This window comes from Polaribacter sargassicola (genome assembly GCF_021991835.1).
GTDB lineage: Bacteria > Bacteroidota > Bacteroidia > Flavobacteriales > Flavobacteriaceae > Polaribacter > Polaribacter sargassicola.
In genome coordinates, this window is the sequence record NZ_JAHDAU010000004.1 from 211579 (window position 1) to 232187 (window position 20609).

The following is a 20609-nucleotide window of genomic DNA, read 5'->3' on the forward strand; positions in this document are numbered from 1 at the left end:
TATTATTATAAAAAAGGTTACTCAAAAAATGAGTAGCCTTTTTTTGTTTTATCAAAATATATTTTACCTAATTTTGTATCCTTATAAAATTGAAAGAATGCCACGTAGAGAACGAAATAAATTTGTTAAAAGAAATCAAATTTTAGAATTAACAATAGAAGATTATGCCTTTGGCGGAAAGGGAATTGCAAGAATTCATTCTGATGAAGGTAGTTTTGTGGTATTTGTACCCAACACATTACCTGGGCAATTGGTAAAAGCTCAAATTAAAAAATCGAGCAAAAAATATGCAGAAGCAAAATTAATTGATGTTTTAACACCTTCTGATGATGAAGTTGAAGTTCCTTATCAAGACATTCCTGGTGCTCCGTATATTCAGTTACCTATCAATTTACAACATCAATATAAAAAAGAAAGCACTTTATCTTTGTTCAAAAGAATAGGTAAAGTAGAAAATATTGAAGATTTATTTGATGAATTTGTAACCTCACCAAACGTATTTCATTACAGAAATAAAATGGAATATGGTTTTTCTGCTATTGGTTATGACCGTGTTGCAAAACACGATAAAGATGAATTTACATTAGGTTTTAAAAGACGTGGTGTTTGGTGGATGGGAGATAATTTAGAAAAAGATTCTGGTTTGTTTGATAAACAATTAGAAGATAACCTAAAGAACATTAGAAAATATTGCGAGGAAACTGGTTTAGCTCCTTGGCATGGACCAAAAAGAGAAGGTTTTTTTAGATATTTTGTGGTTAGAAAATCTTTTAAAACAGATGAGCTACTTTGTAATTTGGTAACCACCTCTCCTGATTTAGATAAATTTGATTTAAATAAATTTGCTAACTTTTTAAAAGATATTTTCGGAGATCGTTTAGCAGGACTTTTACACACCATTAATGATGAAACAGGAGATAGAACAATTGCTACTTCTGGTAGTTTAGAACTGGTATATGGTAAAGATAAAATTGTAGAAGAATTATTAGGCCTAAACTTTGAAATTAGCATGAAAAGCTTTTTTCAAACCAACCCAAAATGTGCCGAAAAATTATACTCTAAAGTAGTAGAATATGTATTAGAAGATAAATCTAAAGTAGACAACACTGTTGTTATGGATTTATTCTGTGGTACAGGTACTATCGGCCAAATTGTAGCTTCTAAAAGCGAAAACGCAAAAATTGTTGGTGTAGATATTGTAGCCTCTGCTATTAAAGACGCTAAAGAAAATGCAAAAAGAAATAATATAGAAGGTTTACAGTTTTATGCTGCAGATGTTGGTAAATTCTTATTTGCGCATCCAGAGTATCAAGATAAAATAAAAACGATTATTTTAGATCCTGCAAGAGCAGGAATTGCACCTAAAACTTTACAAAAAATAATTAGCCTAAATGCAGACAGAATGGTGTATGTTTCTTGTAATCCGGCAACGCAAGCCAGAGATACAGAATTATTAAGTGCTGCAGGATATCAAATTAAAAAAATTAGTTTGGTAGATCAATTTCCGCATACAAGTCATATAGAAACTGTTGTTTTGTTCGAAAAATGTTAAATAGAATCATAATTTCTAAATAACTAAGTTTTATTTCTTAAAATGAAACTATTTTAGCAAGAAAATAAAACAACTAAACAATAAACTCGTTAATAAACTAAATAACAGACTTATAAACGAGTTTCTGTTTTTTAAAAACCTTTAAATTGATAAAATCATGGAAATAAAAAAACTAACAGATTTCGAAATTGAAAAAAAATTAGAAAATTTACCTGATTGGGATTTTTATGATGATGCTTTACATACAGATTTTGAGTTCGATAATTTTAAAGACTGTATGTCTGCCATGAACAGAATTGCTTTTGAATGCGAAGCTTTAAACCATCACCCAGAATGGACAAACATTTACAATACCTTAGACATTAAATTAACTACCCACGATGTAGATGGTGTAACAGATTTAGATTTTAAATTAGCTAAAGCTATTAATATAATTGTAGAAGTAGAAGATATTTAATAGCAGTATTTTTTTAATATTTTTGTCTTTAAATTTATAAAATTGAAAAAAACATTCCTATTTTTTTTAGCAATAACACTCTTTATCTTCGCTTGCGAAAAAGATGATTTTTGTTTAGAAAACCCAGTAACACCAAATTTAGTTTTACGTTTTTATGACGATGTAAATAGAGAAACTTTAAAAAAACCAGCTTCTTTGTATGTTTGGGCAGAAGGAAAAGACAGCATTTTTTCTAATGTAACTCTAGATTCTATTTATATTCCTTTAAACAGTTTAGAGTTAGAAACAGTTTATAATTTTTCTGACGGTACAAATGTAGACCAGTTTACAATAACTTATACTACAGAAGAAGAATACGTTTCTCGCTCTTGCGGATATAAAATTATTTTTAACGATGTAAATATTACATCTACAAATACATGGATTACAGATTTTACTCCATCAACATTAACAACAATAGATAATCAAGATGCAGCACATGTACAAATATATCATTAGTATCTTTTTTCTCCTTTTTGTTGTTGATAGTTTTTCTCAAGAACAAAAAAAAGATACATTAATAAACACAAAAAAAGATTCAATAGTATACAAAACCAATTACGGAATTAGAGTAGGTGCAGATATTAGTAAATATGTTTTAGCCCAATTTAACGACAGTTATTCTGGTTTAGAAATTGTTGGAGATTACAGAGTATCTAAAAACTTTTATGTAGCTGCAGAATTAGGTTACGAAAAAGAAACTACAAAAGAAGATTACACAAACTCAACATCTAAAGGTAATTACCTAAAACTTGGTTTTAACTATAATGCCTATGAAAATTGGTTAGATATGAATAATGAAATTTTTATAGGATTTCGTTATGGTTTTAGTGCTTTTGAGCAAACATTAAACAGCTACACACCAAATGTAAATACGGTGTATTTTCCTGCAGATGAAATAACTATTGCAGATACTACAACAGGTTTAAATGCACATTGGTCTGAATTTGTTATTGGATTAAAAGTAGAAATTTTTAACAATTTTTTTGCTTCCTTTAGTGGCTCTTATAAAATACTGATGAGCGTTTCTGAACCTAATAATTTTAAAACATTATATTCACCCGGGTTTAATAGAATTTTTGAAAGTAATACAGGTTTTGGCTTTAATTACACACTTTCTTACCTAATTCCTTTCTCTAAAAAATAAAAAAACAAGGTTTTTACCTATTTTTTACTAACTTTAACCCTCTTATTTATAAAAATTATATAAATGAATAAAATTCCAAGTGTAAACTTAGCAGATTTTTTGTCTGACGATTCTAAGAGAAAACAAAAATTTATTGATGAAATTGGTCATGCATATGAAAACATTGGTTTTGTTGCATTAAAAGGTCATTTTTTAAATGATCAATTAGTTGATGATTTATATTCTGAAATTAAAAAGTTTTTTGACTTACCAACTGAAATAAAAGAAAAATACGAAATACCAGGAATTGGAGGACAACGTGGTTACGTTTCTTTTGGAAAAGAATCTGCAAAAGGAAAAAAAGAAGGAGATTTAAAAGAGTTTTGGCATTTTGGACAATATGTAGACGAAGACTCTAAATATGCTAAAGAATACCCAGAAAATGTTATTGTAGAAGAATTACCAAAATTTAATGAAGTTGGTAAAGAAACTTATAAAATGTTAGAAAAAACAGCAAAATACGTTTTACGCTCTTTAGCACTACATTTAAATTTAGAAGAAACTTATTTTGATAATTATATCAAAAACGGAAATAGTATTTTACGTCCAATCCATTATCCACCAATAGAAACAGAACCCAAAGGAGCAGAAAGAGCTGCTGCACACGGCGATATAAACCTAATTACGCTATTAATGGGTGCACAAGGTAAAGGTTTGCAAGTACAAAATCATGAAGGAGAATGGATTGATGCAATGGCAGAACCAGATGAATTAATGATTAATGTTGGAGATATGTTATCTCGTCATAGTAACAATAAATTAAAATCAACAATACATAGAGTTACAAATCCTCCAAAAGAAATGTGGGGAACTTCTCGTTACTCTATTCCATTTTTTATGCATCCTATATCAGACATGAAATTAGATGTTTTAGAAAATTGTGTTGATGAAAATAATCCTAAACAATTTGAAGATATTACGTCTGGAGAATTTTTAGACCAACGATTAAGAGAATTAGGATTAAAAAAATAAATTAGTTATCAGTCTCAATATACAGTACAAAATGTCTGTATGCTGAGACTGAAAACTTTAAAATAAATACAATGGATTTAAAAGATCAACTTAAAAATTTGTTTCCAGAACATAAAGAAACTATAGAGCCAGTTAAAGAGAAATCTGATATTTGGTTACAAGATGATCCTATTATTTGTAAATACGAAAAAAGAAAAGGAAAACCAATTACCATATTAGAAGGTTACACTGGTGCAACATCAGATTTTAAGATGCTTGCTAAAGAAATAAAAACAAAACTTTCTGTAGGTGGTAGTTTTAAAGACGAAAAGATAATTATTCAGGGAGATTATAGAGACCTAATAATGAAAATGTTGAAAGAAAAAGGATTTAAAGTAAAACGAGTGGGTGGTTGATGTTATTGCCCAACAATAAATAGTTAGTAAAAAATATTTATAAATTATGAGTTCTTCTGTACTACACATTACTAATGGTGATAGCACCACAAATTATTTAAAGAGTCTTAAATTTTCTGGAGATTTTATTACATGGCGAGAAATGTTGTGTGAAGGTAAAACAACAACAGATGTTGGTAGCGAAACATTTTGGAAGAACCGATTCGATTTTTTAAAATCCTCATATAAAATAACTAAAAAAACCTTTATAGATTATACTCTAAAAGAATACAGAAACCTCTGTAATAAAAAAGAAAGTAAAGAAATAGTTTTATGGTTTGAGTATGATTTGTTTTGTCAAATTAACATGCTTGCCGTTATTAGTTGGTTAAAAACATATAGAAAAGGATATCATATATCATTAGTTTGTAGTGGCAAAGTAAAAGGATCTAAAAAATTAAAAGCTTTAACAGAACTTACAGAAAATCAAATTAATCAACATTATAAAAACAGAATAGACTTAACACAAGATGATATAGAATATGCAGATTATATTTGGCAACTTTATTGTTCTGACAGTCCTTTAAGATTAGAAACAGTCTATAAATTTAATCCAATGTCTCCTTTTACCTATTTAGCATCTGCTATAGAGGCCCATTTACAAAGATTCCCTTCCATTAAAAATGGTTTAAATAAAATTGAAAATACCATTTTAGAAACTGCAAACTCTCATAAATTTTCTTCAAAAGAACAACTAATAAGTCAATTACTTAAAAACCAAACAACTTATGGTTTTGGAGACTTACAATACGTACATAAAATTACAAAACTAGATAAACTTTTTACTTCTTTTAACCCAATAACATTATCAAAAAAAGGAAAAGATGTTTTAGAAAACAAACTTAATTTTTACAGTGAATTAAGAGACGAAAACACTTTTTTTGGAGGAACAAGAAAATACAGTTACCTCTTTAATGATCAATCTAACAAGTTACTTCAAATTACATATCTTAAATAATGCCTATAAAAAAATCTGAACTTATTCTTAATCCAGACGGAAGTGTATACCATCTTAACTTAAGACCAGAGCACATCGCTAAAAATATAATTTTTGTTGGAGACCAAGATAGGGTAGATAAAATATCTAAACATTTTGATAGCATTGAGTTTACTACTCAAAAACGAGAATTTAAAACAACTACTGGTACTTATAAAAACACTCAATTTTCTGTAATTTCTACAGGAATTGGCCCAGATAACATAGACATTGTTTTAAATGAGTTAGATGCTTTAGTTAATATTAATTTAGAAACAAGAGAACCAAAAGAAAACCTTACCTCTTTAAACATTGTAAGAATAGGAACCTCTGGCTCTTTACAAACAGATATTCCTGTAAACTCTTTTGTTATTAGTTCTCATGGGTTAGATTTAAACGGAATGTTACATTCTTACCAAATTAGCGAAATTAAAAACCCAGAAATAGAAAATGCTTTTGTAAAACATACTAATTGGAGTACCCAAAAAGCTTATCCTATTATTATTGAAAATAACAAAACTCTTTCTGAAAAATTAAAATCTGAAAAAACCTTTCTAGGAATAACTGCCACCGCTGGTGGATTTTATGGACCACAAGGAAGAGTCTTACGCTTAGCTTTGCAAGATGATAACTTAAATAATAAAATAGATACCTTTAATTTTAATGGAAATAGAATTTCTAATTTAGAAATGGAAACTTCTGCCATTTATGGTTTATCTAAATTATTAGGCCATAAAGCCTGTTCTGTAAATGCAATTATAGCCAATAGAGCAACAGGTACTTTTAGTGAAAATCCGGGTAAAGTAATTGCAGATTTAATAGAATATGTATTAGAGAAATTAACCACATAAATGATAAATTTAAAAGTTGGTGGTGTACCAGAGCATTTTAACTTTCCTTGGTACTTAACACTTAAAAATAAAGAATACCAAAAAAAAAATATAAACTTACGTTGGCAAGATTACCCTGGCGGAACAGGGCAAATGTGTAAAGCATTAAGAAACGGAGAAGTAGATATTGCTATTGTTTTAACAGAAGGTATTATTAAAGATATTGCAGAAGGAAATCCATCTAAAATTGTACAAACTTTTGTAAAAACACCTTTAATTTGGGGTATTCATGTTGCAGCAAAATCAAAATTTAAAACAATTAAAGATTTAGAACACGCAACTATAGCTATTAGTAGATATGGTTCTGGCTCTCATTTAATGGCAATTGTAAACGCTTACAACCAAGGTTGGGATATTTCTAAATTAAAGTTTAAAGTAATTGGTAACTTACAAGGCGGTATAGATGCACTTACAAACGGAGAAGCAGATTATTTTATGTGGGAACATTTTACTACAAAACCATTGGTAGATAATGGCACTTTTAGAAGAGTTGATGACTGCCCTACTCCATGGCCATGTTTTGTAATTGCTGTTAGAAACGAAGTTCTAGAAAATAATTTTACAGCATTAAAAGAAGTTTTAAATATTATTAATAATCAAACAAAAGATTTTAAAAAAATTAATAATATTGATAAAATTTTAGCTAAAAGATATGAACAAAAACTAGAAGACATTCAACAATGGTTAAAAATTACCGAATGGAACGATGGTAAACCAATTACAAAAAATTTAACAACTCGTATCCAAAATAAAATGGTAACCTTTAACGTTATAAAAGAGAAGAAAGATTCTGGTAATTTCATAAAAAATATAAACACTTAATTAAACCTTAAAGATTATAACTATGAAAAAAGTAACATTTATTGCAATTTGTATTTTAGGAATCATTTCTTTTTCTTCTTGCAGAAGCACATCTAATCCATGTGGTTTAGCAGACAATACAACAACTACTCAAACGACGTTAAAACAAGTAGATTTAATTTAAGTTTATTTGTTTCTTAATTTCAAATTCAAGGAAAATCCGCTTTGCAGCGGATTTTTTTTATATAAAAAACTCATTTACTTAACATTAGCAAAACCTTTAATAAACTTTTTAATAAAGATTACCTTACTTTTTTTTCATTTTTATTTTACAATAAAAATACATTTCTAACCTATGTTTGAAAGATATTATAGTTTAAACAACTATTTAATTATAGATTGATAAAATTTTACTGTAAAAACCATTAATTTTTTAATCATATTAAACAAATTCTTTTTCATATATAATATTCAAAAATGAAAAAACAAAAAAAGCGTAAGTTAGATTATGTTGTAATTTCTGACGTTCATTTAGGTACTTATGGTTGTAGAGCCAAAGAATTACTAAATTACTTAAAAACAATTCAACCAAAAGTTTTAATATTAAATGGCGATATTATTGACATTTGGCAATTTAACAAGCGTTATTTTCCTAAATCTCACATGAATGTTATTAAACATTTAACCTCTCTGCTGTCTAAAGACACAGAAATTTATTACATCACAGGTAATCATGATGAGATGTTACGTAAGTTTAAAGGTTTTAAATTAGGCAATTTTAAAATTTTAAACAAACTTGTTTTAAATATTGATGATAAAAAAGCATGGATTTTTCATGGTGATGTTTTTGATGTTACTATGCAACACTCTAAATGGTTAGCAAAATTAGGTGGTAAAGGTTATGATGCTTTAATTTTAATAAACACTTTTATAAACTCTATAAGTAACCTTTTAGGTTATGGAAAATTATCACTTTCTAAAAAAATAAAAAATAGTGTAAAAAGTGCTGTAAAATTTATTAATGATTTTGAAACAACAGCCTCTGATATTGCTATAGAAAATGAGTATGATTATGTTATTTGTGGACACATACATCAACCAGAAATTAGAGAAATTAAAAATGCAAAAGGTAAAACTACTTATTTAAATTCTGGCGATTGGATAGAAAACTTAACCGCATTAGAGTATAGTAATAAACAATGGAGTTTGTATGAATATACAAATGATGAAGTTGCTAAAGCATCAGAAATAAAATTAACCAAGAGAGAGTTAAAAGCAATTAGCAAACAAGAAAAAAACAACTTCCTTTTTGATGAATTGCTTAAAGAATTTGATATTCAAAAACCAACAAAATAATTAATTATTTATGCGAATATTGTACGCTATACAAGGTACTGGAAATGGTCATTTAACTAGAGCAAAAGTAATAATCCCTATTTTACAACAAAAAGGAGATTTAGATATTTTAGTTAGCGGAAATGAAAATAACTTAGATTTAGGTTTCGATATTAAATATAAAGTACACGGATTAAATTTTACTTTTGGTAAAAAAGGTGGTATTGATTTTTGGGCTACTTATAAAAAAATTAATTTAGCTCGTTTTTACAAAGAAATTAAAAATTTACCAGTAAAAAATTACGACTTAATAATTAACGATTTTGAACCGGTTTCTGCTTGGGCTGCAAAATTAAATAACGTAAATATTATTTCTTTAAGTCATCAAAACGCAGTTTTAGATCCGGCATCTCCTAAATATGGTAAATACAAATTAGAAAAATATATCTTAAAATATTATGCTCCTGCCAAATCTCGTTTTGGTTTTCATTTTAACACTTATAGTTCTGCAACTTTTACTCCTATTATAAGAAATAAAATAAGGAATACAAAAACAAGCAATAAAGGGCATTTTACTGTTTATTTACCATCTTATACAACAGAAAAAATTGTAAAAATCTTATCTAAAATACCTATAGCTAAATGGCATGTTTTCTCTAAAGAAACTAAAAGTTTAATTTTTAAAAAGAACATTACCATTTATCCTATAAGTGAGTTCGATTTTATAAAAAGTATGGCATCTTCTGCAGGTGTGCTTTGTGGTGCTGGTTTCGAAACACCTTCTGAAGCTTTATTTTTAAAGAAAAAATTATTGGTTATACCAATGAAAAATCAATACGAGCAACAATGTAATGCTATTGCTTTAAAAAAAATGGGAGTACCTGTAATTAAAAAATTAAAAAAGAAATATGTTTTAGATATTGCTAAATGGATACATTCTGATAAAATTATACCTGTAGAATATCCAGATATAACAGAAGACATTTTAGAAGCATTATTATTACCTTATTATGAAGAACCTATAATGCCTACCATTTTATCGTAGTCTTATTAATACTTTTTAAAATATTATTTGTTTTAGAAAAATGCTGGTTACCAAACCAATAACCTCTATTTGCACTTAAAGGTGAAGGATGACCAGATTCTAAAATATAATGCTTCTTTTTATCTATAAGTTTTGCTTTTTTCTTAGCAAAACCACCCCAAAGTAAAAAAACAAGCTCTTTATTATTATCAGAAATTTGTTTAATAACAGCATCTGTAAAAGTTTCCCATCCTTTTTTTTGATGACTTCCTGCTTCGTTAGCTCTTACTGTTAAAGTTGCATTTAATAATAAAACACCTTGTTTTGCCCAATCTTCTAAATTGCCATTTTCTGGGTATTCTTTACCTAAATCAGTACAGATTTCTTTAAAAATATTAACTAATGATGGTGGATGCTTTACTCCATTATTTACAGAAAAACACAAACCATTTGCTTGGTTTTCTCCATGATAAGGATCTTGACCAATAATAACTACTTTTAAGTTTTTAAAAGAACAATAATCAAACGCTGCAAAAATGTCTTTTTCTTTAGGATAACATTGATTATTTAAATATTCTAATTTTACAAAATTTAACAACTCTTTAAAATAAGGTTTTTCTATTTCAGTTTGTAAAATATTTTTCCAGCTATCAGCTATTTTTACTTCCATTGTTTATTATTTTTGTACCAAATCTAAAGATAATATTTTGAGTAAAAGCATATCAGAAAAAACATTACAAGATTTAGAATTTTCAACAGTTTTACAACATGTTTCAGAACATTGTATTTCTGGTTTGGGTAAAGAGAAGGTTTTTGAAACCCAACCTATTCAAAATAAAAAAACACTTTTTAAAGAACTACATTTAGTAGATGAATATCTATCTTCTTTTATTAGTGAAAATAGAATTCCTAATCATGGTTTTGATAATATTACTGAAAATGTAAAAAGATTAGCTATAGAAAATAGTTTTATAGAAACAGATGCTTTTTTAAAAATAGCAACCACATCTGTTACTGTTAATGAGTTAATTAAATTTTTTAAAAAATTTAAAACTCAGTTTCCTACTTTTTTTGAACTTTCTCAAGAAATAGAATTTACTACTTTTATTGATGATGAAATAAAACAAATTATTGATGCTTCTGGAGATGTAAAAAATAATGCTTCAAACAATTTAAAACAAATAAGACAAAGTATTAATAACCTAAGAGGTAAAATTTCAGCAAGTTTTTCTAGCGCATTATCTAGCGCAATTTCATCTGGTTATTTAGATGACATAAAAGAAACTGTAGTTGATAATCAGCGAGTATTGGCTGTTTCTGCTATGTATAGAAAAAAAGTAGCGGGTAGTTTATTGGGTGCATCAAAATCTGGTAATATTGTTTATATTATTCCTCAAGCAACACTTGCATACTCTAGAGAGTTTCAAAATTTAATTTATGAGGAAAAACAAGAAATTGTTAAAATTTTACGTGGTTTAGCTAGTAGAATTAGACCAACAGTTTCTCTTATACAAGAATATATTTCTTTTCTTATACATACAGACATAATTGGTGCTAAGGCAAAATATGCAAAAGAGATAAATGCTATTTTACCTAAAATATCTAGAGAAAAAAAGATATTTTTTAAAAATGCTTATCATCCTATATTATGGAAAAAAAACAAACAACAAAATTTAAAAACAATTTCGCAAACTATAGAGCTTAACCAAAAACAACAAATTATTGTTATTTCTGGGCCAAATGCTGGTGGAAAAAGTATTACTTTAAAAACCATTGGTTTGTTACAAATAATGTTACAAAGTGGAATTTTAATTCCTGTTGATGAAAAAAGTCAAACATATATTTTCGATACCGTATTAACTGATATTGGAGATAATCAATCTATAGAAAACCAACTTAGTACATATAGTTATCGTTTAAAAAACATGCGTTACTTTTTACGTAGATGTAATGCAAATACACTTTTTTTAATTGATGAATTTGGTACGGGATCAGACCCAGAACTAGGTGGCGCATTGGCCGAAATATTTTTAGAAGAATTTTATTATAAGAAAGCTTTCGGAATTATTACAACTCATTATTCTAACTTAAAAGTTTTAGCAAACGAATTAGATAATGTTACCAATGCAAACATGCAGTTTGATGAACGTACATTAGAACCTCTATACCGTTTATTTATAGGACAAGCGGGTAGTTCTTTTACTTTTGAAGTTGCTCAGAAAAATGGTATTCCGTTTAGTATTATTAATAAAGCAAAAAAACGTGTAGAAACAGAAAAAGTACGTTTAGATAAAACAATTTCTAAACTTCAAAAAGAAAGAAATAGATTACAAAAACATTCAGAAAATTTAGAAAACCAACATTCTAAAAGGCAAGAACATTTAGAAAGTTTACAAGAAAAAGAACAGCGTGTACAAGATAAATTAAGCGGTTTTCAAGAATTGTATGATCAAAATCAAAAAATGTTAACATTAGGTAGAAAAACTAATGAGTTACTTAATAAATATTTTCAAACCAATAATAAAAAAGAATTAAATGTTAATTTTAATAAATGGGTTGCAGATTTAAAAGTAAAAAACATTAAGAAAAACCCTATTAAACCTAAAACAAAAGCACAAAAACAAAAAGCAAAAGTTGTTGAAAAGAAGCAACAAGAAATTATTAAAAAAGTTGAAAAAGAAGTTTTAGAAAAAGTTGTAAAAGTTAGAGAGGTTAAAAAAATAGAAGCTGCAAAAATTGCCAAAGAAAAATCTGAATACGTATATAAAGTAAATGATAGAGTTAGAATTATAGATTCTAATTCTGTAGGTACAATAGACAAAATTGACAAAAAAAATGTAACTATTAATTATGGTATTTTTACCACAAAAACCACTACCTCTAAATTAGAATTGGTAGAAAAAGCAAAAAAATAAAAGAGTCTTTTTAGATTAGTTTTTACTATAAATTATATTACATACTCAACTTAAGATTTAGTCTAAGTTGAGTTTTTTTTTACCCATAAACATTAAAAAATAAACTTGTTTTTCTATTAAAAATTTTGTTGTTTTTTTAAAAATGTAAATGTATCTGAGACTTTATTTTTTCTAAAAAATCATAAAAACACATTTAGACACCCTCATTATTAATTAAACATTAATTTACACTATCAAAAGTTAAGATTTTATTAAAACCAAATTTTTAATGAAACATTTTCATTTCTTTGTAGTCTATTAGATATATGTTTAATTTAATACCTTAAAAAATGAAATCAATCAAATCAATTATTACAATTTTAGCCATTAGTTTATCTACTATTTTTTCTATGAATGCCACAGAAAAAAACGATTTAAAAACTAAAGAATTAAGAACAGAAATTATTTCTTTTCTAGGAAATAATATTTCTCTTGAATTAGAAAAAACAAGTACTGCAGAAATTTCTTTTATGATTAACAACGAGAATGAAATTGTAATTATTTCTGTTAATTCTGATATTGAAAATTTAAATACTTTGATAAAAAGTAAATTAAACTACAAAAAAGTAAATGTTAAAGGAACAAAAAAAGGTGAAATTTATAAAATGCCTTTAAAAATTAAAGCTGTATAGTTTTAAAAAAAGTAAATTTGGTTAGTTGTTACCCAACATTAGTTTTTAACTATGTTGGGTAATTTTTTTTAAAAAAAAATAAATTTAAAAATACTATTATCGCCTATAATTTATTAATAACACAAAATTGAATTAATAAAAAACATCATTTTTATTATATCGTCATATTTAAGTTAAAATGTTAATATTTTGCTAAAGTCCAATTTTCAATGAAACCTTTTCTAAACTTTGTAGTCTTATGAGTATATGTTTAATTTAAATTATAAAAAAATGAAAAATATAAAATCAATTATCGCAATCTTAGCAATTAGTATGTCAACTGTTTTTTCTATGAATGCTACAGAAAATGACAAACCAGAATCAAAAGAATTAAGAACAGAAATAGCTTCTTTCTTAGGAAACAACATTTCTTTAGAATTAGAAGAAACAAGTACTGCAGAAGTATCTTTTATTATCAACAACAATAATGAAATTGTAGTTATATCTGTTAATTCTGATATTAAAGAATTAAACACGATAATTAAAGCAAAACTTAATTATAAAAAATTAGATACTAAAGGCACAAAAAAAGGTGAAATCTACAAAATGCCATTAAAAATAAATGCTAAATAATTTAAGTTAGGTTTATTAACTTAAAAAAGAGGAAACAATAATTTGTTTCCTCTTTTTTTATTATAAAATTTTAAACAAGCCTTACTGTGTAATTTTTAATAATAAATTAGGATTAGGACAATTACTTGTATAAAAATTAAAATCTTTTAAAGATGAAACTCCAGGGTAATCACCAAACTTACCTTCTAAATCTCTAATAATTTGAAAATGTAAATGTGGTGCATAATCACCATTTACAGAAGAATCTCCTAAAAAACCAATAACTTCTCCCTGTTTAACATGGTCTCCTACTTTTATTTCTTTTAAGGATGATTTTGACAAATGACCATATAAAGAATAAAATACTTCTTCATCAATTTTATGTTTCAAAATAATAGTAGGTCCATAATCTCCATAATTATCATTAATTTTAAAACTATGAATTTCCCCATCTAAAACGGCTAAAACTTTTGTATTTTCTTCACACCAAAAATCAATTCCTAAATGAATATTTCTTTTTTCAGTTTCATTTTTAAAATATTTGCTTCTATCATACAAATTTCTTTCTTCTAAATAACCTCCAAAAGCAACATTAGCTTGATTGTTATTTAAAAAAGTGTTTATATAATTTTCCCAACTTCTAGAAGATGATATATCAAATTTTAATAAATCTTTATTTTTAGCAGAAAGAACTATAGGCGTATAGCTTTCAATTGTTATTTCTTTATCAATAACAAATAAAGGTTCTTTTGTTATTTCTTTTAAAAATTGATTAAACTTTTGTGCTGTCATAAGTTTTTTTAAGCTTAAAAACTCTCGATTTAAAATCGAGAGTTTTTAATAATTATACTATAAAATAATCTAAGATGCGTTTTGCTTTTTAATTAAATTTAAAGCAGAACCTTCTTTATACCATTCTATTTGAGCTTTATTATAAGTATGATTTAATTTAATAATATCTGTAGTTTCATCTGCATGAACAATTTCTATAGTTAACTGCTTATCTGGAGCAAACTCATTTAAGTCTAAAAAGTTAAAAGTATCGTCTTCTAAAATTAAATCATAATCTACTTCATTTGCAAAAGTTAAACCTAACATACCTTGCTTTTTAAGGTTAGTTTCGTGTATTCTTGCAAAAGACTTAACAATTACTGCAGCTACACCTAAATGCCTTGGCTGCATGGCTGCATGCTCTCTAGATGAACCTTCCCCGTAATTATGATCACCAACAACAATTGTCTTAATACCTGCTTTTTTATAGGCTCTTTGCACCGCAGGAACAGCATCATAATCTCCTGTTAATTGATTTTTAACAAAATTAGTCTTCTTATTATACGCATTAACTGCACCTATTAAAGTATTATTAGCAATATTATCTAAATGTCCTCTAAAACGTAACCATGGTCCTGCCATAGAAATATGATCTGTAGTACATTTACCAAAAGCTTTAATTAATAATTTAGCTCCAGTAATTGTATCTCCTAAAGGCTTAAAAGGTGTTAACAGTTGTAATCTTTCTGAATCTTCTTTTACAGAAACTACAACACTACTACCATCTTCTTTTGGTGCCAAATAACCATTTTCTTTCACTTCAAAACCTTTTGGAGGCAATTCCCATCCTGTAGGCTCATCAAACATAACCTCTTCTCCATTTTCATTAATTAACTTATCTGTTAATGGATTAAAGTCTAAACGACCTGCAACTGCAATTGCTGCTGTAAGCTCTGGTGAAGCTACAAAAGCATGAGTATTAGGATTACCATCTGCCCTTTTAGCAAAATTTCTATTAAAAGAATGTACTATACTATTTTTTGGAGCATTTTTAGGATCTGAATATCTTGCCCATTGACCGATACAAGGTCCACAAGCATTAGTAAAAATTTTAGCGTCTAATTTTTCGAAAATCCCTAAAATACCATCTCTTTCGGCTGTATATCTAACTTGTTCTGAACCCGGATTAATACCAAATTCTGCTTTAGTTTTTAATCCTTTATCAATAGCTTGTTGTGCTATTGATGAAGCTCTAGATAAATCTTCATAAGAAGAATTTGTACAAGATCCTATTAATCCCCATTCTACAGTTAACGGCCAATCATTAGCATTGGCTTTTTCTGTCATAAAAGAACCAACTTCTGTAGATAAATCTGGTGTAAATGGCCCATTTAATAATGGCCCTAATTCAGATAAATTAATTTCGATAACTTGGTCAAAATAATTTTCTGGGTCTGCATATACTTCTGGGTCTGCTGTTAAATACTCTTTTACTTTATTTGCTGCATCTGCAACATCACTTCTATCTGTGGCACGCAAATAACGCTCCATAGATTCATCATACCCAAAAGTTGAAGTAGTTGCCCCTATCTCTGCCCCCATATTACAAATTGTTCCTTTACCTGTACAAGACATTGATGTTGCTCCAGGTCCAAAATATTCTACTATTGCACCTGTACCACCTTTAACTGTTAAGATTTCTGCAACTTTAAGAATTACATCTTTTGGTGCTGTCCAACCAGAAAGTTTACCTGTTAATTTAACACCTATTAATTTCGGAAACTTTAACTCCCAAGCCATACCTGCCATAACATCAACTGCATCTGCACCACCAACACCAATAGCAACCATACCTAATCCACCAGCATTTACTGTGTGAGAATCTGTACCAATCATCATTCCTCCTGGAAACGCATAATTTTCTAAAACAACTTGATGAATAATACCAGCTCCTGGTTTCCAAAAACCAATTCCATATTTATTAGAAACTGATTCTAAAAAATCAAAAACTTCACTACTTGTACTATTTGCATGTTTTAAATCTTTTGCTGCTCCTTCTTTTGCTTGAATTAAATGATCACAATGTACAGTTGTAGGTACTGCTACTTTTGTTTTACCAGCTTGCATAAACTGTAATAAAGCCATTTGAGCAGTAGCATCTTGACATGCAATTCTATCAGGAGCAAAATCTACATAGTCTTTGCCTCTCTCAAAAGCTTTATCAGAACTTTCGTCCCACAAGTGAGAATATAAAATTTTCTCTGCTAAAGTTAAAGGTTTTCCTGTTAGTTTACGAGCAGCATCAACACGTTCTACTACGGTTGAATATACTTTTTTAATCATATCAATATCAAATGCCATAATAATTATAAATAATTTAAAGGTTTTTGTTATACTTTCTATACCTCTAATATACAAAATATATAATTGCTTTCTAAATGATTACTTCTTTAAAAGGTATATAGTTCTTATAGTTAAATAGAAAAACTCAATAGAATTAACATTTTTAAAAAATATAGAACCTAAAATGTTTTTATCAACAATAAAAATCCCGAGCGTATAACTCGGGATTTTTATTAATTATTTTAATGTAAAATTAATTTACTAGTTGCTTTGTAGAAGGTTTAAACTTAGTTAAAACAATTCCATCAACAGCAGCTTCATATTCTGCCATAGTAGGAGTTCTACCTAAAATTGTAGATAAAACAACCACAGGTGTAGATGATAATAACGATTCACCTTTTTTCTCTCCTGTATCTTTTACAACTCTACCTTGAAACAAACGTGTAGAAGTAGCCATTACAGTATCTCCTGGTTCAGCTTTTTCTTGGTTACCCATACAAAGGTTACAACCAGGTCTCTCTAAATAAAGCATATTTTCATACTTAGTACGAGCTAAACCTTTTGGTGCACTATCATCAAATTCGAAACCTGAGTATTTTTGTAATACTTCCCAATCTCCTTCTGCTTTTAACTCATCAACAATATTATATGTTGGAGGTGCAACAACTAATGGTGCATTAAATACAACTTTACCTTGTTGTGCTTCAATATTTTTTAACATTTGGGCTAATATTTTCATATCACCTTTATGAACCATACAAGATCCTACAAAACCTAAATCTACCTTTTTAGTTCCACCATAATATGATAAAGGTCTAATTACATCATGTGTATAACGCTTAGAAACATCATCATTATTAACATCTGGATCTGCAATCATTGGTTCTGCTATTTCATCTAAATCGATAATAACTTCAGCATGATATTTTGCATTTGAATCTGGTCTTAAAGCAGGCTTAATTCCTGTTTTAAGCTCGGTAATTCTAGTTTCTGCTTTTTCTACAAGTCCTTTTAAAACTTGCTTAGCATTATCCATACCTTTATCAATCATAATATTAATACGTTCTTTGGCTATTTCCAAAGATTCTATTAATGTTTCGTCTTCCGAAATACAGATTGATGCTTTTGCTTTCATTTCTGCTGTCCAATCTGTAAATGTAAAGGCTTGATCTGCTGTTAGAGTACCAATATGTACTTCTATTACACGACCCTGAAATACATTTTCTCCACCAAATTGCTTTAACATTTGTTGTTGTGTAGCATGTACTACATCACGGAAATCCATATAAGATTTCATAGTACCTTTAAAGGTTACTTTTACAGATTCTGGAATTGGCATAGAAGCTTCTCCTGTAGCTAATGCTAAGGCAACTGTACCTGAATCTGCTCCGAATGCAACACCTTTAGACATACGTGTATGTGAATCTCCACCGATGATAATATCCCAATCTCCAACAGTAATATCATTTAATACTTTATGAATAACATCTGTCATTGGAAAATATACTCCTTTTGGATCACGACCAGTAATTAAACCAAAATCGTTCATAAACTTCATCAATCTAGGAATATTAGCTTTAGATTTATCATCCCAAACAGATGCTGTATGACAACCTGATTGATATGCACCATCTACGATTGGAGAAATAACAGTTGCAGCCATCATTTCTAATTCTTGAGAAGTCATTAAACCTGTAGTATCTTGAGAACCTACAATGTTAACCTCTGCACGAACATAAGAACCTGCATGTAAAGTTGCACCAGATGTTCCAACTGCATTTTTATTAAATATTTTTTCTACTGCCGTTAAGCCTTGTCCTTCTATAGAAACTTCTTTTGAAGGAGCGTAAACTTGTGGCACTTCTACACCTAATAATTTACAAGCAAATGTTTGTAATTTTTTACCAAAAACAACAGCATAAGAACCTCCTGCCTTCATAAACTCCATTTTTTGAGGAGTAAATGCTTCAGAAATGTCTTTTAACATTACTTTTCCATGGTATAATTTTTTCTCTTTTGTGTTTATTGTTAAAACAGTACCTGTTTCTACAGAATACATTTGTTTTAAAATAGGCTCTCCATCTTCATCTACAATAGTATTACCATTTTCATCTTTTTGCTGAACCCAGTTTTTAAGATCTAAACCTATACCACCTGTTACACCAACTGTTGTTAAAAAAATTGGAGCAATACCATTTGTACCTGCAATTACAGGTGCAATATTAATAAATGGTACATATGGGCTTGATGGAATTCCTGTCCATAAAGCAACGTTATTTACACCAGACATTCTAGAAGACCCAACTCCCATTGTTCCTTTTTCTGCAATTAACATTACACGTTTATCTGGGTGTTGCTCTTTTAAAGCCAACACTTCTTGTTGCATTTCTTTATTATGCTCAAAAATACATTGTCCGTGTAATTCACGGTCAGAACGAGAGTGTGCATCACCTCCTGGTGATAATAAATCTGTAGAAATATCTCCAACACCAGCAATGTATGTTACTACTTCTATTTCTTCTTCTATTTCTGGTAATTTTGTAAAAAACTCAGCTTTAGAGTAACTTTCAATAATATCTTTTGCTATTTCACTTCCGTTTTCAAAAGCCTCTTTTAAACGATCTGTGTCTGCTTCGTAAAGAAAAACTTGTGTTTTTAATACTTTTGCAGCTTGTTTTGCTATAGCTACATCACTACCTAAAGCAAGATCTAATAATACTTTTACAGAAGGACCTCCTTTCATGTGCGATAATTGCTCTAAAGCAAACTCTGGAGTAATTTCTTTTACAATCTCTTCTCCTAAAATAATTTCTTTTAAAAACTTAGCTTTAACAGTTGCAGCACTTGTGGTTCCTGGCAAAACATTGTATATAAAAAAGTTTAGAGATTCTTCTCTATGCTCATTATCTAAATCTTTAATTTGGGAAATGATAGCACTTAATAAATCTGCACCATCAATTGGCTTTGGATGAAGTTTTAAACCTTTTCGGTCTTCTATCTCCTGGAGATAATCCTTGTAAATATTCATGAAAGAAATCTTTAGTTAGTACAACGTTTAAATTAATTAAAATTTAAACGTTTAATGTATTTGTTATTTGTTAATTTTTAGTAAAAACAAATTTACATTTTTTATATTGATATTAAAAAATAAATAATAGTTTGCAGCAATTTATGAATAAACAAAAGCTATACATATATTTATTAAATTAAATCTAAGTAAAACAGCAATTTACCTAGTAAAAATGGAAGATTCTTAAAATTATAGTAAAAGCAGACTAATAAGCCGAATTCTGTACCTTATAAAAATAAGGCTCTTATCATTTATCTAGTTCTAAAATTACTCTTAGAATCTATCTGCCTACCCTTTAGAATCGAGCGAGTAACTCTCAAACTCTAATATACATGGCATTTCACCTCATAGAGTTTACCTGGTTTCACTACAGCCTAACTGTACATTCTTTCTGTTGCACTTGTCCTCAACTCTCGTTGGACGGATGTTATCCGCTATGATTACTCTTTGGTGTCCGGACTTTCCTACTTATTATTAAAATAAGTCGATAAGATAAGTCTGCTAATTCTATAATTTTTTATAATTATTTTTTTAATTCATAAAAAAACCCACTCATATATGAGTGGGAAAAATTGCTATGAA

Annotated in this window: 19 protein-coding genes and 1 other RNA gene; 15 read left to right on the plus strand and 5 right to left on the minus strand. The window is 28.2% G+C overall.

Annotated features, from left to right (window positions below; genetic code table 11):
- Positions 1-97: 97 nt before the first annotated feature.
- From rlmD to KI686_RS08635, 12 genes are all read left to right on the plus strand, one after another.
- On the plus strand, positions 98-1552 hold the full coding sequence (gene rlmD, locus KI686_RS08580; RefSeq protein WP_237588980.1) for a 23S rRNA (uracil(1939)-C(5))-methyltransferase RlmD: 1455 nt from the start codon (positions 98-100) through the stop codon (positions 1550-1552).
- A 163-nt stretch (positions 1553-1715) separates the two neighbouring features.
- Positions 1716-2009, plus strand: a complete 294-nt coding sequence (locus KI686_RS08585; RefSeq protein WP_237588981.1) for a 4a-hydroxytetrahydrobiopterin dehydratase — start codon at positions 1716-1718, stop codon at positions 2007-2009.
- A gap of 42 nt (positions 2010-2051) precedes the next feature.
- Positions 2052-2507, plus strand: a complete 456-nt coding sequence (locus KI686_RS08590; protein ID WP_237588865.1) for a DUF6452 family protein — start codon at positions 2052-2054, stop codon at positions 2505-2507.
- On the plus strand, positions 2488-3195 hold the full coding sequence (locus KI686_RS08595) for a DUF6048 family protein (RefSeq protein WP_237588866.1): 708 nt from the start codon (positions 2488-2490) through the stop codon (positions 3193-3195). Before KI686_RS08590 ends, KI686_RS08595 begins: the two co-directional genes overlap by 20 nt.
- 63 nt (positions 3196-3258) lie before the next feature.
- Entirely contained in the window at positions 3259-4206 is a 948-nt protein-coding gene (locus tag KI686_RS08600) for an isopenicillin N synthase family dioxygenase (protein ID WP_237588867.1), read from the plus strand.
- Positions 4207-4277: 71 nt separating this feature from the next.
- Positions 4278-4601: a translation initiation factor gene (locus tag KI686_RS08605; RefSeq protein WP_237588868.1), complete on the plus strand. Its 324-nt coding sequence runs from the start codon at positions 4278-4280 to the stop codon at positions 4599-4601.
- Between the two features lie 46 nt (positions 4602-4647).
- Positions 4648-5598, plus strand: coding sequence for a DUF1835 domain-containing protein (locus tag KI686_RS08610; RefSeq protein WP_237588869.1), 951 nt, complete (start codon positions 4648-4650; stop codon positions 5596-5598).
- Entirely contained in the window at positions 5598-6467 is an 870-nt protein-coding gene (locus KI686_RS08615; RefSeq protein WP_237588870.1) for a nucleoside phosphorylase, read from the plus strand. The genes KI686_RS08610 and KI686_RS08615 overlap by 1 nt, the downstream gene beginning before the upstream one ends.
- Positions 6468-7328, plus strand: a complete 861-nt coding sequence (locus KI686_RS08620; protein ID WP_237588871.1) for a substrate-binding domain-containing protein — start codon at positions 6468-6470, stop codon at positions 7326-7328.
- A 22-nt stretch (positions 7329-7350) separates the two neighbouring features.
- The gene (locus KI686_RS08625; protein ID WP_237588872.1) at positions 7351-7491 is read left to right on the plus strand and encodes a hypothetical protein; all 141 of its coding nucleotides are present in this window, start codon (positions 7351-7353) and stop codon (positions 7489-7491) included.
- A gap of 293 nt (positions 7492-7784) precedes the next feature.
- Positions 7785-8663 (plus strand): UDP-2,3-diacylglucosamine diphosphatase, encoded by an 879-nt coding sequence (locus KI686_RS08630; RefSeq protein ID WP_237588873.1) that lies wholly within the window; start codon positions 7785-7787, stop codon positions 8661-8663.
- 10 nt (positions 8664-8673) lie between these two features.
- Positions 8674-9687 carry a glycosyltransferase family protein gene (locus tag KI686_RS08635; RefSeq protein ID WP_237588874.1) on the plus strand — a complete coding sequence of 338 codons (1014 nt, stop codon included), beginning with the start codon at positions 8674-8676 and terminating at the stop codon, positions 9685-9687.
- Here the strand turns inward: KI686_RS08635 and KI686_RS08640 are convergent.
- Positions 9671-10336, minus strand: a complete 666-nt coding sequence (locus KI686_RS08640; RefSeq protein ID WP_237588875.1) for a uracil-DNA glycosylase — start codon at positions 10334-10336, stop codon at positions 9671-9673. The genes KI686_RS08635 and KI686_RS08640 overlap by 17 nt on opposite strands.
- 37 nt (positions 10337-10373) lie before the next feature.
- Here KI686_RS08640 and KI686_RS08645 point away from each other — a divergent pair, with 37 nt between their 5' ends.
- The 3 genes from KI686_RS08645 (at position 10374) to KI686_RS08655 (ending at position 13864) form a co-directional block, all read left to right on the plus strand.
- Positions 10374-12581: an endonuclease MutS2 gene (locus tag KI686_RS08645; protein WP_237588876.1), complete on the plus strand. Its 2208-nt coding sequence runs from the start codon at positions 10374-10376 to the stop codon at positions 12579-12581.
- Between the two features lie 329 nt (positions 12582-12910).
- Positions 12911-13252: a hypothetical protein gene (locus KI686_RS08650; protein ID WP_237588877.1), complete on the plus strand. Its 342-nt coding sequence runs from the start codon at positions 12911-12913 to the stop codon at positions 13250-13252.
- A gap of 270 nt (positions 13253-13522) precedes the next feature.
- A complete protein-coding gene (locus KI686_RS08655) occupies positions 13523-13864 on the plus strand; it encodes a hypothetical protein (RefSeq protein ID WP_237588878.1) in 342 nt (113 codons plus the stop codon).
- 81 nt (positions 13865-13945) lie between these two features.
- Here KI686_RS08655 and KI686_RS08660 read toward each other — a convergent pair whose 3' ends face one another.
- The 4 genes from KI686_RS08660 to rnpB form a co-directional block, all read right to left on the minus strand.
- The gene (locus tag KI686_RS08660) at positions 13946-14635 is read right to left on the minus strand and encodes a peptidoglycan DD-metalloendopeptidase family protein (protein ID WP_237588879.1); all 690 of its coding nucleotides are present in this window, start codon (positions 14633-14635) and stop codon (positions 13946-13948) included.
- Positions 14636-14704: 69 nt separating this feature from the next.
- Positions 14705-16975, minus strand: coding sequence for an aconitate hydratase (locus tag KI686_RS08665; protein ID WP_237588880.1), 2271 nt, complete (start codon positions 16973-16975; stop codon positions 14705-14707).
- 235 nt (positions 16976-17210) lie between these two features.
- Complete coding sequence (locus tag KI686_RS08670; RefSeq protein ID WP_237588881.1) at positions 17211-19985, minus strand: bifunctional aconitate hydratase 2/2-methylisocitrate dehydratase; 2775 nt, start codon at positions 19983-19985, stop codon at positions 17211-17213.
- 235 nt (positions 19986-20220) lie between these two features.
- Positions 20221-20532: RNase P RNA component class A (gene rnpB, locus KI686_RS08675), an RNA gene on the minus strand.
- Positions 20533-20609: the final 77 nt, after the last annotated feature.

Bases quoted from the DNA above. Each gene is read 5' to 3' on its own strand.
- rlmD (WP_237588980.1), top strand. From the start codon at position 98: ATGCCACGTAGAGAACGAAATAAATTTGTTAAAAGAAATCAAATTTTA.
- KI686_RS08595 (WP_237588866.1), top strand. From the start codon at position 2,488: ATGTACAAATATATCATTAGTATCTTTTTTCTCCTTTTTGTTGTTGAT.
- KI686_RS08600 (WP_237588867.1), top strand. From the start codon at position 3,259: ATGAATAAAATTCCAAGTGTAAACTTAGCAGATTTTTTGTCTGACGAT.
- KI686_RS08605 (WP_237588868.1), top strand. From the start codon at position 4,278: ATGGATTTAAAAGATCAACTTAAAAATTTGTTTCCAGAACATAAAGAA.
- KI686_RS08610 (WP_237588869.1), top strand. From the start codon at position 4,648: ATGAGTTCTTCTGTACTACACATTACTAATGGTGATAGCACCACAAAT.
- KI686_RS08615 (WP_237588870.1), top strand. From the start codon at position 5,598: ATGCCTATAAAAAAATCTGAACTTATTCTTAATCCAGACGGAAGTGTA.
- KI686_RS08620 (WP_237588871.1), top strand. From the start codon at position 6,468: ATGATAAATTTAAAAGTTGGTGGTGTACCAGAGCATTTTAACTTTCCT.
- KI686_RS08625 (WP_237588872.1), top strand. From the start codon at position 7,351: ATGAAAAAAGTAACATTTATTGCAATTTGTATTTTAGGAATCATTTCT.
- KI686_RS08630 (WP_237588873.1), top strand. From the start codon at position 7,785: ATGAAAAAACAAAAAAAGCGTAAGTTAGATTATGTTGTAATTTCTGAC.
- KI686_RS08635 (WP_237588874.1), top strand. From the start codon at position 8,674: ATGCGAATATTGTACGCTATACAAGGTACTGGAAATGGTCATTTAACT.
- KI686_RS08640 (WP_237588875.1), bottom strand. From the start codon at position 10,336: ATGGAAGTAAAAATAGCTGATAGCTGGAAAAATATTTTACAAACTGAA.
- KI686_RS08650 (WP_237588877.1), top strand. From the start codon at position 12,911: ATGAAATCAATCAAATCAATTATTACAATTTTAGCCATTAGTTTATCT.
- KI686_RS08655 (WP_237588878.1), top strand. From the start codon at position 13,523: ATGAAAAATATAAAATCAATTATCGCAATCTTAGCAATTAGTATGTCA.
- KI686_RS08660 (WP_237588879.1), bottom strand. From the start codon at position 14,635: ATGACAGCACAAAAGTTTAATCAATTTTTAAAAGAAATAACAAAAGAA.
- KI686_RS08665 (WP_237588880.1), bottom strand. From the start codon at position 16,975: ATGGCATTTGATATTGATATGATTAAAAAAGTATATTCAACCGTAGTA.
- KI686_RS08670 (WP_237588881.1), bottom strand. From the start codon at position 19,985: ATGAATATTTACAAGGATTATCTCCAGGAGATAGAAGACCGAAAAGGT.